We start from the raw sequence: 16,288 nt of genomic DNA, 5'->3' as shown, positions 1-16,288 counted from the left end.
CCATGAAAAAAATATCAACATTGCTGACGAGCTTGTTTGCAATAACACTATTACTGGCACAGACATCTGAAGATAATGGGGCTTCTGCTGAAAATGACAACCTCCACCTTTCTGCGGGGATAAAAACAAACCATTTGTGGAGAGGACTTATTATTACGGACAAACCAATCGTTTCCGGACAACTGTGGTACGACCTCAACAAATCGAAAACATTACAGTTAGGAATCTGGGGTGCATCTGCTATCTCCAATGACAGTGATGACACCCATTACAAAGAAATTAATTATTATATCCAATATGCAGATAAAGGATTTTCTATAGGAATCTGGGATTTGTTCAACTCCAGGAATATCAATGAACTTATTGCATCAGACGATATTTTTAATTACTCTAAGGACAAAACAACGCATATCATTGATTTAAGAACATCTTATCAGTTTCCTGAAAAATTCCCTTTAAGAGTTGAAGCAGATGTCATGCTTTATGGAGGAGCCAATGCAGGAGAAGTAAAATTGAATGAAAATAGCGAATACGACAGCAACAAATATTCCACCTATATAGAGATAAGTTATCCATTGATTTCAAAAGGTTCTGTTAAGCTTAATGGATTTCTGGGTGGAGGTTTTGCTTTCAATCCCGGAAAAAGAAGTCTTGGACAAGGTACTTTTCTATATGGGAACGGCAAAAACGATTTCGATATTGTGAATATCGGATTCTCTGCAAGTAAAAACATCAAAGTTTTTTCTGCCCATATTCCATTATCTTTTACCACTATGTGGAATCCTTCCAACAAATATGCAAGAATACAGTTTGCAACGACTTTATTTTGACAAATATTTTTCTTTAAGAAATTAATCCCCAAAAAGCTGTCCGAAATCCCGAACAGCTTTTATTTATTACTAACCATCGTTTATTTTCACTAATCACAAATTGTCTTAATAATAATTTAATAAAAAATTTATGTCATGTCAATCATATTAAGATTTAAAAAAATTTAATATAAATTAGTTGCAACAACAACTATTGTTTAATTAACTTTGTTCAATAAATAATTTTTATATGAAAGCTGAAAAAATATTAACTGAACAAGATCGATACAATCTGCTTACTGGCAATGTACCTATGCTGTTTAATCGTTTTTTGGGTCAGCAATTCAAATTGAATAATATTGACCTGACCCGGGAACAATGGTCGGTGCTGGTACCGCTATGGAAAGAAGATGGATGTTCACAACAGGCAATAGCAGATTTTACCCACAGGGATAAGCCCAGTATAACCAGACTTATCGACCAATTGGAAAAAGAAGGCTACGTAGAAAGAAGGCCCCACCTTACCGACAGAAGGCAAAACCTGATATATTTAACAAATAAAGGAAAGGAGATAGAGGAAAAAGTAATGTATATTGTTAACAATGTAACCGAAAGGGCAACCAAAGGACTTTCAGAAAATCAAATCATGGAGATAAAAAACTTCTTTCAGCATATTCAAAAAAATATTCAAAACGAAATGGTATGAAAAAAATAACGTTAGCCATTACTTTGATCCTATTCGGCACTATCACAAAAGCACAGATTCTTATAAGTAAGGATTTGGATTACGCTATCGGAAAGGCATTGCAAAAAAACACTGAAATAAGGAATCAAGATCTTGAATTACAAAAATTAGAATTGGAGCGTAAAAGTGTATTGGCCAAATACATACCGAAGATCGAGGCTGCAGGGTTGTATTCCTACATCAGCAGCGATGCAAAATTGGATTTAGCTACCTTGAACTTACCCGTCACAGGATATCCGGTTTTTGCGGGATCTTCCGATTTCAGCACAAATGCGAATATCCTTTATGGAGGTCTTACCGCAAAAGCTGTACTGTTCAGTGGCGGACAAATCCTAAATGGAGCCAAGGCTCTCAAAGAAAAAAATACAGGCACAGCTTTTATGATGGAAAATCAGAAAGATGAGGTCATAAAAGATATCATAGGGAGCTTTGACCGTCTCAAACTTCTTGAAACCGCCGAAACACTCATCGATAACAGCGAAAAGAGATTGAATAAGGAAAAAGAAAGAGTAGAAAAGGCAATATCCGAAGGGTTAGCAATTCCTTATGACCGAGATAAAATCAAACTCTCCACTCTGGAATTGGCTTCCAAACGTGCAGATGTTCAAAATAAAAGAAAACTTTTGATACTCAAGATAAAACAGTCCACCAATCTTTCTGAAGAAGAAATTCTTAAAACTAATCATCAGTTGGAACCCATCATTATTTTGGACAGCCTGAGCACAGCAGAACGAAATGAGATAAAAGCACTGGAATCTTTCAAAAAAGCTTCCGAATATGCCCTTAAAAAAGAAAAAGGAAGCCTTCTTCCCACAGTTGGGGCTTTTGCGGGATATAGCTATGCATCATTATATAATGCCAATACAAAAGTGCCGATTGAACAATTAAATACGACCGCCAATTTGAAACTAAATGAATTGACACTACATCCTAACTGGATGTTGGGCGTGGCTGTGAAATGGGAACTCTTCAGCGGATTTGAACGTAAACATAAAATAGACGAAGCCAAAATAGGACTCGCCCAGGTTGAAAATAAACTGGCTGACACCAAAGAAAAAGTAGATCTTGAATTGGAAAAAAACAAGGTAGAATACAATACCACGTTACATAAGGTAGATATTGCGATCCAAAGGGAAAAAATAGCACAAAATAATAATGAAATAGCATCAAAGCAATACAGATTAGGGCTTATTAACGTCACTGAACGCCTTGGAGCGGAAAATGATATACACAAAGAATCCTTAAACAAAGTAGAAACCGTGATTGAACAGCGGAATGCTGCTATTGAAGTTTACCGTGCATCGGGAAAATTATCAAACTTTATTAAAATCCAAAACTAAGCAAAATGAAAAAAATTATTTACATACTCAGCATTGCAGGCATTTTAGCTTCTTGTGAGAATAAACCGAAAGTATCACAAACCATCCAGGGAAAAACCGAGCGGGAAGAGATTGCAGTAGTAGGCAAAATAGCAGGCAGGATAGATAAAATTCTGATCAGCGAGGGAGCTCTTGTAAAAAAGGGAGATACATTGGCGATATTGGAAATCCCGGAAGTAGACGCAAAAAAATCACAGGCACAGGGTGCCGTAAAATCTGCTCAGGCACAGTACGATATGAGTGTACACGGTGCTACTGCCAATCAGTTGGCACAGCTCTATGCCAAAAAATCGGCTTTGGTAGAGCAATATGAGTTTGCAAAAAAATCCCTGGCAAGAATGAATGCCATGGTAAAGGATTCATTGGTTCCGCAACAGCAATATGATGAAGTATTCGCAAAGTATCAGGGAGCCAAATCACAAATGATAGCCGTAGATGCAGAAATTGCCGATGTTAAAAACGGGGTCCGCATAGAACAGCAAACAATGGCGTTGGGACAAAAAGACCGTGCACAGGGAGCTTTGGAAGAAGTACAGGTTGCCGAGAAAGAAAGGTATATCATTGCACCACAGGATATGAAAATAGAATCGATCACATTGAAGCTGGGGGAACTGGCACTACCAGGATATACGCTTTTCAAAGGTTCTCTTAATAATTCCATATATTTCCGTTTTACTATTCCTGAAAGTCAATTGGCAAATTATGCAGAAGGAAAAGAAATCAATGTGCATATACCTTACAAAAATCGGGATATCAAAGGGAAAATCAGAAATATAAAACAAATAGGTGCCTATGCTAATATTGCTACAGCATATCCTGATTATGAAGTGCAGGACGCTTTGTATGAAATATTAATAGACCCTATTAACATCCAACAAGCAAACGATATCCTAAGCAAAACAACAGTAACGCTAAAACCTTAATAATGAAAACATTTCTCAATCTGATCAAACGGGAGTTCGGTTTGTTCTGGAGCAACAAGGTTCTCCGAATTTTGTTTATTGGGGCTCCTTTGATGTACGGTGTTTTGTTGGGATATGTGTACAGCAAAGGGAAAGTGACAGATTTACCAATCATAGTGGTAGATTATGACCAAAGCGCACTCAGCCGGAAAGCAATCGAAATGATGAATGACAACGAAGTTTTGTCTGTTGCAAGGCTGCAGTTTGATGAGACAAACCTCAATCGTTTGATGATTGAGAAAGATGCAACCTGCGTCGTTATTATCCCAAAAGATTTTGAGAAAGATGTGCTGACAAAACGATATCCTGAAGTCACTACCATAGTCAATACAGCAAATGTATTGACGGCAAATTATTCTTCATCAGCACTTCAGCTGGTCTTAGGAACCCTCAAAGCAGGAACACAGGTCGAAACCTTACGTAAACAAGGAGTTCCTGAAAATTTGCTGATGAGTCAGTATGAGCCATTTAAAACCACGTTTATAAAAAAGAACAACAGAAGCACCAACTATATGTATTTTTTGTGGCCAGGTGTTTTGGCTACTGTGCTTCAGCAGGTATTACTATTGGGACTGGCTCTTTCTTTTGCTTCCGAGTTTGAAAACGGCACTTTTAAATATCTGGTAAACAAAAGCCGTTCTGCATTTATGCTGATACTGGTTAAAATCGTGCCTTATCTCATAATGAGCTTCGGGATATGGCTGATGTACTGGGGTTTTACCAAGTGGTTCAGAATTCCTTTTTATGAAAACATTTTTCCGCTTACTCTAATAGCGGGTGTTTTTGTAATCTCGGTCTGCTTTATAGGAATTTTAGTAAGTATCCTTGTTCCAAACCAGCTGAAAGCTACGGAAATCCTTATGGTTATTGCCACACCCAGCTTTATCCTATCAGGATTTACCTGGCCGCTCAGCCAAATGCCGGCTTGGGTTCAGTACATTGCAAATATCATCCCGCTTACACATTTCCTGCGTGCCTTTAGAATACTTATCATAGAAAAAGGCGCTGTAGACCTCACCTATCCTTATGTTATAAAAATGATAATCATAGGAACAGTAAGCGCCATTGCCAGTTATATTGTTTTATTTTACAAAGTCCGAAAGATTAAAAGAGAGGAGCTGTAGCGAGATAAATATAAGGCGAAAAATATATCTTCCTGCATAAATCCATTAAATAAGAAGCTATGAAAGCTTACGAAAGTATTAAAGAAATATTATCTTTTTATCACGTACATTGCGACAAACCTTACTTTATATCGTCAGGAAAACTCATTTTTGAATTCCCAAAAAGACTCTTCCGAATCGATTTTTATGCATTCTGCATCTGTGTTTCTGGTAGTATAGATTTAGAAATTGATAATCAGCATTACAAGATATCCCAAAATGGATTCCTGATATCTGCTCCGTCTACAATGATAAAATTTGTAAATAACAGCAAAGATTTCCGTATGAAAGTTCTTTTCTTTGAAAAGAATTTCCTGCTCAAGAACATTTCTAATCCATTTTTTATCGAGAATCTTTCTCTATTCAATAAAAATAGCTTTAACGTAGTAATTTCCAACGAATCAAGTAGTGCGCACTTAATCAATATATTGGATTATCTTCAACAGCAGACCACGAGGAATGGTCGTTTTACAGAAGATATTGTTCGTACTATTATTATTAATATTTTATTGGAAGTTGCAGTTCTAATTGATGAAGGCAGAAAAGACAACGCATATCCCACTCCAGAGGATAACAATCATATTTTTTTTAAATTCAATGAATTGGTTAAAGAAAATATTTTGCAGCATAAGGACGTACAATACTATGCGGACAAGCTATTCATTACCAACAAATATCTTATTCTGATTGTAAAAAAAGCGACCGGCAAAACGCCACATCAGATTATTGACGAGGCCTTATTAAAAGAAGTATGCGTTCTGCTTGGCTATCCAGAAAAAAATATTTCTCAGATTGCATTTGAAACAGGCTTTAATTCTACCTCTGCATTCGGCCGTTTCTTTAAAAAGCATGCGTCAATATCGCCCCAAAGGTATCGAAGACAACAGCATTTTTAAAAAAGAAATTCCGTATATGATTTTCGAATTTAGGGATACCAAGGAATTAATGTATATCAATACCTTTATTATATAAAAATAACCTAAAAAAAATATCATATGAGCAATTCGAACAAACATGCATATTTCATCGGAGGCGGATTGGCAAGTCTTGCCGGTGCCGTATATCTGTTAGAAGACGGTGACTTTAAAGGCGAAAACATTCACATCATTGAAACCCTGCCGATTTTGGGCGGTAGCAACGATGGTGCGGGATCTAAAGAAAAAGGGTTCATCTGTCGTGGCGGGCGTATGCTCAACGAAGAAACCTATGAAAACTTTTGGGAATTAACATCCCGTATCCCTTCTCTGGATGTCCCGAACATTTCCGTAAAAGACGAAATTCTGGCATTTGACCACGCGAATCCTACCAATGCAAAGGCGCGGTTGATTGACAAGAACGGAAACATTTTACCCGTAACGGATATGGGTTTCAACACTCAGGACCGGATGAAATTTTTGAAATTGTTTTTTGCCGATGAAAATGATTTAGACAACATTACTATTCGTGATTGGTTTGACGATCATTTTTTTACGACCAACTTCTGGTATATGTGGCAAACCACTTTTGCCTGGCAGGAATGGAGCAGTATTTTTGAATTTCAACGCTATATGAAACGTATGCTGTTGGAATTTTCAAGAATCGAAACACTCGAGGGGGTTACCAGAACACCATACAACCAATATGAATCCGTTATCTTACCGTTGAAGGCATTTTTGGAACAGCATAAAGTGGACTTTTCATTAAGAAAAACCGTTACCGATTTGGATTTTGCCGATGATGATGGCATTACCGTGACGGAAATAGAATGCATCAATGCAGAAGGAAACACAGAGAAAATAACCGTAAATGAAGGCGATTTGGTATTCTTTACCAACGGATGTATTACAGACAATTCTAATAACGGCGATTATTACACGCCTGCAAAATATTTGCCGTCAAATCCGCCAAGTTTTGCATTATGGCGTAAAATTGCCAACAAGAAACCCGGCACGTTGGGTAACCCAGACCCGTTCTTTACCAAACCGGACGAAACAAAATGGTATTCATTTACGCCAACATTCAAAGGAAATAAATTTCTGAAACTTATTGAAGAATACACTGGAAACAAACCGGGCAGCGGAGCTTTGATGACGTTTAAAGATTCATCGTGGCGAATGTCAATTGTGGTGGCCGCACAACCGCATTTCAAAGCGCAAGGCGATGATACTACCATCCTTTGGGGCTACGGATTATATCCAGATGCAGTGGGAGATTATGTGAAAAAGCCGATGATTGATTGCACGGGCGAAGAAATTTTGACAGAGTTGATTCATCATTTGCATTTTGAAAAACACGAACAGGAAATAAAAGATAGCGTTATCAATGTTATTCCGTGTATGATGCCTTATATCGATGCTTTGTTTCAGCCGCACGCTAAAGCAGACCGCCCTGCAGTTGTTCCTGAAGGCAGCACCAACCTAGCAATGATTAGTCAGTTTGTAGAAATACCGGAAGATATGGTTTTCACAGAAGAATATTCGGTACGTGCAGCACGTATCGCGGTATATACCCTACTCGGCCTCGATAAAAAAGTAACACCAGTAACAGAACACTGGAAAAAACCAGACGTTTTGGCAAAAGCCATCCATACCTCTTACAGAAATTAAATATAAAAAAAGAGCTGCCTTTACACTTTATCGAAGTTCTTTCTTGCTAAAGGCGTATCTCTTTAACCGATAAAAGAGATTGTCTATAATAACCAATTTATCTAACTTTATTCTGCTCTTGCTTTTATCAAGGGCAGAATTTTTATTTTTGTACAAAATCAACCGACTATGGCAAAACATACATCAGGCTATATAAAAAGGCAAAAAATTGCCAACTCAGGTACGCACCAACTTTTTTATGAATTATTTGAACCAATAAATGAACCTCCAAAGGCTACTGTTCTTATACTACACGGGATGCAGGAGCATAGCGGTCGTTATAAAAATTTTGCAGAATATCTGGCGAACAACGGTTTTGCAGTTCTATTATATGACCATCTCGGACACGGAAAAACGGCGAAAAATCGGGAAGAACTTGGCTATTTTCAAAAAGAAAATCCCAAACAGCAACTGATAGACGATGCCGCAACGATGGCAGCATTTTTAGAAAACAACTACCCTAAAATTTCTCACTTTTTACTAGGTCATTCTATGGGGTCTTTCATTGCAAGATGCTTACTTCAGAATCAGGAAGCTGATTTTAAGGGCGCGGTCATCGTGGGAACGGGAGGAAAAATCAACGGAATCGGTTTGGCTAAATTTTTCCTGTCCATTAACAATATTATTGCCCCAAAACACAGGAGCAAATTCATCAACCAAACTTTTACAAAAATTAATAATCAACATTTTAAAGGCGAGAAAGATGGCGACCTTACCAGTTGGCTGAGCCTCAGCAAATCCAACCGCGAATCATTTTGCCGGGACAGCCTATGCGGAGTACCTTTTACCAATAATGGTTTTTACGCATTAGTTTCTCTAAACCAACAGGCAACGGAAAGAAAATGGGCAGAAAAAATACCAAAAGAATTTCCTTTTCTTTTTGTAAGCGGAGGTGATGATCCCATAGGAGACTTCGGAAAAGGTGTCGAAAAAACGGTAACACAAATGCAAAAAGATGGTTTTACAGATGTTAAAGCAAAAATTTATCCTGCTATGCGACACGAAATACTTAATGAAGATATTAAAGAATCTGTCTATGAAAGTATAAAAGATTGGCTCTATGAAAAAATATTAAAAACAAAAAAGTATTTTAATTAAAAATAATTGATTAATAATTAAAATACTTAGTTTATAATGGAAATTTAGCATTTATTAAGCTTTCAAAAAATCCTTGCTTTGCCATTCCGGATCAGGATATTTGTAAAAACCTTCGCCGGATTGCTGACCAAGTTTTCCTTTGTCGATAAGTTCGGTTTTTAGCTTTTCTGCTATTTTCTCTGTTAGTTCTCCCGGGATTTCTTTTAAGATGTTGTAATTGGTGTTCATTCCATTCAAATCTAAAATAGCCATTGGTCCAAAAGAAGCACCTGTTGCTATTCTCCAGGTTTTATCGATTGTTGCAGGATCGGCAACATCATTCGCCCACAGTGCAAGGCCAGCCACCAAAAGCGGAATCAACAAAGAATCCAGAACGTAGCCTGATTTTTCCTTCTTCAGTTCCACTGGTAGCATAGCAATGGATTTTGCAAACTCTACAATCTCGTTATAAACCGTTGGGTCGGTTTTATCAGAACCCATAATTTCTGCCGTATTACGAACCATTATATGATTGGCAAAATGTAAATGGATGAATTTTTTTGGACGATCGGTAAATGTGCTTAATCTGCTCGGCAAAAGTGTGGACGAGTTGCTCGCGAAAATGGTTTTTTCCGGCGCGTGCTCAGAAGCTTTTTCCCAGAAATCTTTTTTGATATCGATGCTTTCCGGTACAGCTTCTATCAATAAATCAGCATCCTGTAAAGAAGCATTCAAATCTGTCGAATAAGTGAGATTATTTTTGGTATTTTCGATTTTTCCTTCATCAGCTTTCAGGTATTTTTTATATTCTTCAGCCAAGACATCAAAACGGTTTTTTGCTTTATTTAAAGCTTCATCATTAACATCATAAACCGTGACTTTATAGCCGAAATAAGCGCACTGCACCGCAATCTGAAAACCGAGAATGCCACTTCCAGCCACCACAACATTTTTGATATTGATTTTAGATAAATCGGCTTCCGGCACTTTCAAAAAATCTGGACTTTGCCACGAAGGATTTGGATATTTGTAAAAGCCTTCACCAGTAGAAATTCCCAGTTTATTTTGGTCAATGAAGGTTGATTTAAGTTTATCCAGCACAATCTCATCATCTGTTTTGCCCTTGTCTACTTGCATTTTGTAAATGTTGTATGGTGTCGTCAATCCGATAATATCATACAAAGCCATTGGTCCGTAAGGCGAACCAGTTCCCAGCATCCAGGTTTTGTCTATGGTTTCTGGCGTAGCATAATCGCCAATCCAAAGCTGCATTCCGGCATTCAGAAATGGATTTAATAAAGAATTGAGCACATAACCTGGAACTTCTTTTTTTACCAAAATAGGCACCATCCCTATCGCCTTTGAAAAATCGACTATTTCCTCAGATATTTTTTCGTCGGTTCCTGGATGTGGCATAATTTCCGCCGTATTTCGCAACCATATTTGATTGGCAAAATGCAGGTTAAGGTATTGAGCCGGTCTTCCTGTCACCTCAGCAAACTGACTTGGCAACAAGGTGGATGAATTACTTACAAAAATGGTTTTCTCCGGTGCAATTGCGGAGAGTTGCTTATAAAATTCCGTTTTTATTTTAATATCTTCTGGCACTGCTTCTATCAAAAGATCGGCATCTTTCACAGCAAATGCCAAATCGGATGAATAGTGCAGTCTTTCCCTGGCTTTTGTAATTTGTTCTTCGGTGGTTCCAAGATCCTTTTTATGACTTTCGGCCAAGCCCTCGAACTTTGCTTTCGCCTTTTCCAACACCTCATCACTGATATCGTAAACAGTGGTTTCAAATCCGTGAATTGCTGTTTGAAAAGCAATTTGGAATCCTAAAACACCACTTCCGGCTACCGTTACATTTTTTATTTTGTTCATAATTTTGGTTGATTTTTGGTAATAAACTTTACGGAACTAGGACTCAGCAATCTTCATTTTCAATTATAACTGATAAAACTCCGGACTGAATGCTTCCTCCAAATTCTTTGGTTCTTTCCGTTTTTTGTGGTTTAGCTCGTGTCTTGAGGTTGAAGATGTTACATACGCTGACTGTCGTGAACGCTGTAAATTTCCAATCGGTGAATTCTCTTCTATAGTTCTGAACGGTGTAAACGACAGATTTTCCATAATTTCAAAATTACCATCCTCAGGAACCGTTTGTTTTGGTATTGTGATTTTTGCCACCGTACGGAATGGTGATAATTCCTGCGACCATTCTTTTGTAAGGTCATTCACAGGCATTTCTTTCAGGTCTTTGCAAAGTTGTATTTGCAACTCAAACGTAAGGTTTTTTTGAGCTATTTCTTTGATAATTCCTTTTCTGTACGGCCATTCTGCGCTGTCTAGATCAATATTTTTTTCCGTGATGGCGTTCTTGGTCTGCTCAGTTGGGATCACTCTTACTTTGGCGATATAATCACCGTGGCGAACTGCTCCCATACTGTAAAATTCATAAAGAAAACTGTTGATGGAAGGGATTTTTTCAAAAGTTTTAAGAGCTCCCAATTCCTTCAAAGCCTCAAAATTTGGAAATGCTTTTTTATTTTCGGTGACCCAAAGTGTGGCAAATTCCAATTTTCCCAAGGCTCCCTTTTCAAAGAAATCATTTAGCTTTAAAAAAAGCTTTGAAATGAAAACATAATGTTCTGCCGAGTTACAAAAAAACACCGGATTATTTATCAGGTTAAAATCAACATTCATAGAATCTTCCTCTCCGGGAGATAATTTTTTGCCATCTATCCCAAAAATCTTTAAAGCAAATCCTTGTGCGTTACCGCTTAGTTTATCGGGCAAAACTCTGGACGAACCATTGGAAAAGCGAACTGCTGCCTGGTGTTTTCCGGGTTTCGCATAAATGCCCTGCGCCAGTTCTTCGGGCAGATTATCCAAAATTTCAACCTCTGCTTTCAGCACTGCATAGCCATTGGCGTGCGCATCTCTGGTATGATGGGTCGCCCTGCTTAGGTTTGGCGTATTTTTGATGTATTCGCGGATATCGTTATTAATGGTGGTAATATACTCATCGAAATTTTCTGGAATTTCTTCCACTTCGTAACTGTACTTGATGTATTCTTCCATCGTGCTTTTTTTTATTTTAATTCGCTAATCCATTTTAAAGCAGAAATGCTTGGGATAAAACAATATTCGCCGCCTTTCACGATGTTGTAGGTCTGCAAACCACGGTATCTTTTGATGAGGGGTTCTCCAGGTACAGAAAACAGTGCGTCTTCGTCCTGTACACCGATCACAGGATCTTTTTCTGTTCCCAGATTTTGGGCGTTACCATCGTTTGCCCATTGTTTTTGAAGAAATTCCAGTGTTCCCATTGCATCGGCACTAATGCCAATAAAATACTGTCCACGTTCCTTACCGTCATTTTTGGTTACCTCCGGCGGAACAATGTCGCCAAAAGTTACACTTTTTCTGATAATCCTGTGCAAACGTTCATCCTCCAAAACAAAAGATTTGGAATCTCTTGGGTTCATCCTGCGGATATGCGAACTGAACGGACACTTTTTACCGTACTCATCATTCTTGAAAGAAAAATCATTGTTTTTTTGCATATCATCTCCTAGCGATTTATCATCCTTTTCGGGAGCTAAAACCAAAGGTGCACCACTTCGCCAGCGACCTACCATTTTAGCAGCCAAGAGCTCTCCCTCTTCCGGCGAAGAAGAATTTTCTTTAACGAATTGATTAAATTCTGCCACTTGGCTCTGGTACTTTCTGAAAACCATAAAAGAACCGTTCTTACCTAAAACTTCAGGTTGTGGAAATGGCTTTATGATGCCTGCTTCTCCAGGATAGCCCATTATAAATTCGCCTGCTTTAAGCGGACGGTCAAATCCGGGAGGAACATCTATCCCACTGCCTTCAATTTCCGGATTGCTGATGCCATCCCTGAATCCGAATACATTTTTAACCTCTTCAGATACGGCGAAATCGTGGCTCATTATTACTTCTACGCCGCTGTTATTCGTCAATTTAGAACGAAATTCCTCCAGCTGGCTTTTCCACGCCTCTTCATTGTTGGCGATAATTGCAGCAGCGATGTGAATATGTGATCTTTTAAAAACCTTTTCCCAGTTTTTAGGGTCATTGACACCAATGTCATATAGAAAACGGGAGCGGTCTGCCATTCCTTCCTTGAAGGATTCGGGGAAAGTCTCAAGCGACTCTTTAGGCACGCCGATTTTTTCCAGACCTTTATAAGTGAACGTCAACGTAACCGATGCGCCTTCATTCTTATGCCAGTCTTCCGCAGAACTCACAATCGGCAAGAGTTTTTGGAGCATTTGTCTGGCTGCGACAGCATCTTTGATTTCAATAATACCCACTGTTCCGAAATATGGTATAGGACGGCTTCTGAGAATTAAGGCCTGTATTTCATTCAGCTCAATTTCTACTTTATTGGGATTAAAAATCCGCTTTAAAAATTCCAGTGCCATAGATTAGATTTTATTTGCTTCGTCAATTGCCTTATTCAGTCCTTTAATGATTTTATCATTTCTCCTTATATCATTCACCGTAAGATGCGGAACACCTACATACCAACCTGTCGCGGTAATCTGATGGTCTAGAATGAACTGTTTTACACTCGGGTTTTTTATGCCTGGCCAGCCTTCTACATTCCCAAAAATGATGTCCATCAGCTGCGGAATTTTTGTAGCGAAATCATCAATATAAGCATCCCAATCACCATCGTAAGCCGTGCAGAAAAGAATCTTGGTATCGTTATCAAACAAAACTATACGAAGATCATGCAGCGTTCCTACTCTGTTTGCACCTTTCATATTTCCGCCTGCAATTTCCATTATGGTTCTGAGATTTTCTGCACCTCCGGGTTTTAGGTCTGCCATCGCAGTTAACTCAGATACACGGCCGGATCTTAACCCTTTTTTTCCGGCAGATGTAGTGGAATGGTCATAACCATCATCGATACCTTCACTGAAATTCGCCTTTGCTAACTCGGCAGCCAATTTTACTTTGTCTATGAAACTCATAATTAAGATTTTGATTAATTATTCACATTGTTTTTTGAGATAAAAACAATAATTTTCAAGAGTGTACTACAAATGTAAAGCCACAGGCAGCCTTAAAAATATACCAAAATTCGTATATTATGTACTAAAACTCCCTAATCCCACCTATTTGCTTTAAAAGCTTCAATTGATAAAAGGAAATATCTTATCTTTAATCTTGTTGTAATTTTGAGAGAATAAAACCTATTTAACTATAAAAAATCAATCTTTATAATTGAGATTTCTCAATATTTACTCAATAGAACATTCAAAACAAAAACCTTCCTCAAAACAGGAAGATTGCAACAATTAAATTTAATTATAATGGATTTTTTGTAAGAATAGTTAAACGCAAAAATACAATGAAATTTGCCAATATTAAATTTTTAATGAAACTGTGCTGTTTCTGTCGAATCTCTCATCGCCACTGTTGCTGCCGAACCATTGGTTACAATATTTTGAATTTCATCAAAATATCCTGTCCCAACAAAAGACTGATGTTTTACCGCTCTGAAACCCTGCTTCTGCAAAGCAAATTCGCGTTCCTGCAATTCAGAATAACCTGCCATTCCTTTTTCTTTATATGCCAAAGCTAATTCAAACATCGCAGTATTCAAAGCATGAAAACCAGCCAATGTAATAAACTGGAATTTGTAACCCATTTTTCCCAATTCTTCTCGGAAATTCAGCATTTCATCGACACTTAATTTTGCAGCCCAATTAAAAGAAGGTGAACAGTTATAAGCCAACATTTTATCTGGAAATTTTGTACGAATTCCTTCTGCAAATTTTCTTGCCATCTCCAGATCCGGATTTGACGTTTCCATCCAGATCAAATCGGCATAAGGAGCATAAGATAAACCTCTGTCAATTCCCTGCTCTACACCATTTTTCACAACATAGAAACCTTCGGAAGTTCTTTTCCCTGTCACAAACTTTTTATCCCTGTCATCAATATCTGAAGTCAACAAATCTGCCGCATCTGCATCTGTTCTAGCAATAATTACAGTCGGTACTCCCAAAACATCTGCTGCTAAACGAGCCGATATTAGCTTATTAACCGCTTCTTGAGTCGGAACCAAAACTTTTCCACCCAAATGCCCACATTTTTTCGCAGAAGATAACTGATCTTCAAAATGTACTGCTGCCGCTCCCGCCTCAATCATTTGCTTCATTAATTCATAAGCATTTAAATTTCCGCCAAAACCTGCTTCTGCATCGGCGATTATTGGAACTAAATATTCTTTTTCTCCACATCCGTTTACGGATTGAATTTGATCTGCCCTTAATAATGCATTATTAATTTTCTTCACAACAGAAGGTACTGAATTCGCTGGGTACAAAGATTGATCGGGATACATTTCACCAGACAAATTAGCATCTGCTGCAACTTGCCAACCTGAAAGATAAATTGCTTCCAGTCCCGCATCAACTTCCTGAACCGCTTGATTTCCAGTTAAAGCTCCTAATCCGGCAACAAAATCCTGAGAATTGAGTTTTGTCCAGAATTTCTTTGACATTTCGGTAGCAATCGTATAATCTAATTGGTAAGAACCTCGAAGTTTCAGTACATCTTCGGCTGTGTAAGGTCTTTTCACGCCATTCCAACGTGGATTATCCAGCCAGTCTTTTTCTAATTCCTGAATTTTTTCCATTTTTGTTTTTTTTGTTTGGGCATTAATACCTGAGCTGACCGCAAGTATGATTAATGCTGTTACTGACATTATTATCTTTTTCATTTTTCAATTTTTTGCAGTTTATTTGGGATTATTTTTTAAAACCTCATTTAAAACTGTTTTAACTGCACTTGATTTTTCCTTATTAATTGTAGAGCTTACAACAGAAACAAATTCAGTCAATTGCTCTGGCTTCCATCCAACCTTTAAAGAAATACCTAAATGAGATTGCAACATTGGTTCTGCATCACCGATGGCGCTGATTACAGAAATCGTCACCAATTCTCTTTGAGCATAAGTCAAAACATCTCTCTCAAAAATACCAATTTTAAAAAACATACATTATTTCCTGTTTTATAATTTGCTCCAGAACGGAAAAGAGGCTGTATTCCTACATAAAATATTGCTCATAAATATAATACAGATATGCGTACATATCTGTATTATATTACAAAGATTCAAGATGAATCTTAATAACTATTTCAACACCACGAGCAGGTTGTTGAATTTATTTTAGTAATTAAGAGATAAGCCTACTCCCCATCCCATATCACTATCATAATGTGTACGAATGCCCACATTTTTATTGATAATATATTTTAGTTCTGTCATATATTCCATATCGGTGTTGACCATAAAACCTGCTCTCAACCTTTTTGTAATGGGGATATCTTCACGCATTAAGGAAAGACGTACTATACCATCGTGATAGACTTCTGCCTGAAAGTTCACTAACATTGGCAAAGTGTACATAAAACCTAAACTAATGGCTCTACGTGTATCTTTTTCATTTTTCTGACCAAATAAATTGGTTTCGTGTTCATCCATA

At 37.7% G+C, this 16,288-nt stretch carries 14 protein-coding genes and 1 pseudogene; 8 read left to right on the top strand and 7 right to left on the bottom strand.

The window, feature by feature from the left end:
• Window positions 1-2: 2 nt before the first annotated feature.
• The 8 genes from DRF58_RS14360 (at window position 3) to DRF58_RS14325 (ending at window position 8,780) form a co-directional block, all read left to right on the top strand.
• A complete protein-coding gene (locus DRF58_RS14360) occupies window positions 3-830 on the top strand; it encodes a hypothetical protein (protein WP_047096315.1) in 828 nt (275 codons plus the stop codon).
• Between the two features lie 229 nt (window positions 831-1,059).
• Entirely contained in the window at window positions 1,060-1,515 is a 456-nt protein-coding gene (locus DRF58_RS14355) for a MarR family winged helix-turn-helix transcriptional regulator (RefSeq protein ID WP_051879765.1), read from the top strand.
• On the top strand, window positions 1,512-2,894 hold the full coding sequence (locus tag DRF58_RS14350; RefSeq protein ID WP_116036424.1) for a TolC family protein: 1,383 nt from the start codon (window positions 1,512-1,514) through the stop codon (window positions 2,892-2,894). The genes DRF58_RS14355 and DRF58_RS14350 overlap by 4 nt, the downstream gene beginning before the upstream one ends.
• A gap of 5 nt (window positions 2,895-2,899) precedes the next feature.
• Entirely contained in the window at window positions 2,900-3,856 is a 957-nt protein-coding gene (locus DRF58_RS14345) for an HlyD family secretion protein (protein WP_034972700.1), read from the top strand.
• 2 nt (window positions 3,857-3,858) lie between these two features.
• A complete protein-coding gene (locus DRF58_RS14340; protein WP_116036422.1) occupies window positions 3,859-5,019 on the top strand; it encodes an ABC transporter permease in 1,161 nt (386 codons plus the stop codon).
• 59 nt (window positions 5,020-5,078) lie between these two features.
• The gene (locus DRF58_RS14335) at window positions 5,079-5,954 is read left to right on the top strand and encodes a helix-turn-helix domain-containing protein (protein ID WP_116036420.1); all 876 of its coding nucleotides are present in this window, start codon (window positions 5,079-5,081) and stop codon (window positions 5,952-5,954) included.
• Window positions 5,955-6,053: 99 nt separating this feature from the next.
• Window positions 6,054-7,643: an oleate hydratase gene (locus DRF58_RS14330; RefSeq protein WP_034972704.1), complete on the top strand. Its 1,590-nt coding sequence runs from the start codon at window positions 6,054-6,056 to the stop codon at window positions 7,641-7,643.
• A gap of 168 nt (window positions 7,644-7,811) precedes the next feature.
• Complete coding sequence (locus tag DRF58_RS14325; protein WP_116036419.1) at window positions 7,812-8,780, top strand: alpha/beta fold hydrolase; 969 nt, start codon at window positions 7,812-7,814, stop codon at window positions 8,778-8,780.
• Between the two features lie 54 nt (window positions 8,781-8,834).
• Here the strand turns inward: DRF58_RS14325 and DRF58_RS19045 are convergent, their stop codons facing one another.
• The 7 genes and pseudogenes from DRF58_RS19045 to DRF58_RS14290 form a co-directional block, all read right to left on the bottom strand.
• Entirely contained in the window at window positions 8,835-10,640 is a 1,806-nt protein-coding gene (locus tag DRF58_RS19045; protein WP_116036417.1) for a 3-hydroxyacyl-CoA dehydrogenase, read from the bottom strand.
• A gap of 63 nt (window positions 10,641-10,703) precedes the next feature.
• The gene (locus DRF58_RS14315; protein WP_116036416.1) at window positions 10,704-11,840 is read right to left on the bottom strand and encodes a catalase family protein; all 1,137 of its coding nucleotides are present in this window, start codon (window positions 11,838-11,840) and stop codon (window positions 10,704-10,706) included.
• An 11-nt stretch (window positions 11,841-11,851) separates the two neighbouring features.
• Complete coding sequence (locus DRF58_RS14310; RefSeq protein ID WP_116036414.1) at window positions 11,852-13,210, bottom strand: Dyp-type peroxidase; 1,359 nt, start codon at window positions 13,208-13,210, stop codon at window positions 11,852-11,854.
• 3 nt (window positions 13,211-13,213) lie between these two features.
• The gene (locus DRF58_RS14305; protein WP_116036413.1) at window positions 13,214-13,765 is read right to left on the bottom strand and encodes a hypothetical protein; all 552 of its coding nucleotides are present in this window, start codon (window positions 13,763-13,765) and stop codon (window positions 13,214-13,216) included.
• A gap of 404 nt (window positions 13,766-14,169) precedes the next feature.
• On the bottom strand, window positions 14,170-15,438 hold the full coding sequence (gene aceA / locus DRF58_RS14300; RefSeq protein WP_116036432.1) for an isocitrate lyase: 1,269 nt from the start codon (window positions 15,436-15,438) through the stop codon (window positions 14,170-14,172).
• A gap of 102 nt (window positions 15,439-15,540) precedes the next feature.
• Window positions 15,541-15,798, bottom strand: coding sequence for a carboxymuconolactone decarboxylase family protein (locus DRF58_RS14295; RefSeq protein WP_228454762.1), 258 nt, complete (start codon window positions 15,796-15,798; stop codon window positions 15,541-15,543).
• A gap of 174 nt (window positions 15,799-15,972) precedes the next feature.
• A pseudogene (locus tag DRF58_RS14290) lies at window positions 15,973-16,288 on the bottom strand (copper oxidase); the annotation flags it as partial.

The organism is Epilithonimonas hispanica (assembly GCF_003385395.1).
GTDB lineage: Bacteria > Bacteroidota > Bacteroidia > Flavobacteriales > Weeksellaceae > Epilithonimonas > Epilithonimonas hispanica.
This window is presented reverse-complemented; position numbering and strand designations above follow the sequence as displayed.

What these genes read in the sequence shown, in the direction of transcription:
- DRF58_RS14360 (WP_047096315.1), top strand. Translation starts at nt 3, where the DNA reads ATGAAAAAAATATCAACATTGCTGACGAGCTTGTTTGCAATAACACTA.
- DRF58_RS14355 (WP_051879765.1), top strand. Translation starts at nt 1,060, where the DNA reads ATGAAAGCTGAAAAAATATTAACTGAACAAGATCGATACAATCTGCTT.
- DRF58_RS14350 (WP_116036424.1), top strand. Translation starts at nt 1,512, where the DNA reads ATGAAAAAAATAACGTTAGCCATTACTTTGATCCTATTCGGCACTATC.
- DRF58_RS14345 (WP_034972700.1), top strand. Translation starts at nt 2,900, where the DNA reads ATGAAAAAAATTATTTACATACTCAGCATTGCAGGCATTTTAGCTTCT.
- DRF58_RS14340 (WP_116036422.1), top strand. Translation starts at nt 3,859, where the DNA reads ATGAAAACATTTCTCAATCTGATCAAACGGGAGTTCGGTTTGTTCTGG.
- DRF58_RS14335 (WP_116036420.1), top strand. Translation starts at nt 5,079, where the DNA reads ATGAAAGCTTACGAAAGTATTAAAGAAATATTATCTTTTTATCACGTA.
- DRF58_RS14330 (WP_034972704.1), top strand. Translation starts at nt 6,054, where the DNA reads ATGAGCAATTCGAACAAACATGCATATTTCATCGGAGGCGGATTGGCA.
- DRF58_RS14325 (WP_116036419.1), top strand. Translation starts at nt 7,812, where the DNA reads ATGGCAAAACATACATCAGGCTATATAAAAAGGCAAAAAATTGCCAAC.
- DRF58_RS19045 (WP_116036417.1), bottom strand. Translation starts at nt 10,640, where the DNA reads ATGAACAAAATAAAAAATGTAACGGTAGCCGGAAGTGGTGTTTTAGGA.
- DRF58_RS14315 (WP_116036416.1), bottom strand. Translation starts at nt 11,840, where the DNA reads ATGGAAGAATACATCAAGTACAGTTACGAAGTGGAAGAAATTCCAGAA.
- DRF58_RS14310 (WP_116036414.1), bottom strand. Translation starts at nt 13,210, where the DNA reads ATGGCACTGGAATTTTTAAAGCGGATTTTTAATCCCAATAAAGTAGAA.
- DRF58_RS14305 (WP_116036413.1), bottom strand. Translation starts at nt 13,765, where the DNA reads ATGAGTTTCATAGACAAAGTAAAATTGGCTGCCGAGTTAGCAAAGGCG.
- aceA (WP_116036432.1), bottom strand. Translation starts at nt 15,438, where the DNA reads ATGGAAAAAATTCAGGAATTAGAAAAAGACTGGCTGGATAATCCACGT.
- DRF58_RS14295 (WP_228454762.1), bottom strand. Translation starts at nt 15,798, where the DNA reads ATGTTTTTTAAAATTGGTATTTTTGAGAGAGATGTTTTGACTTATGCT.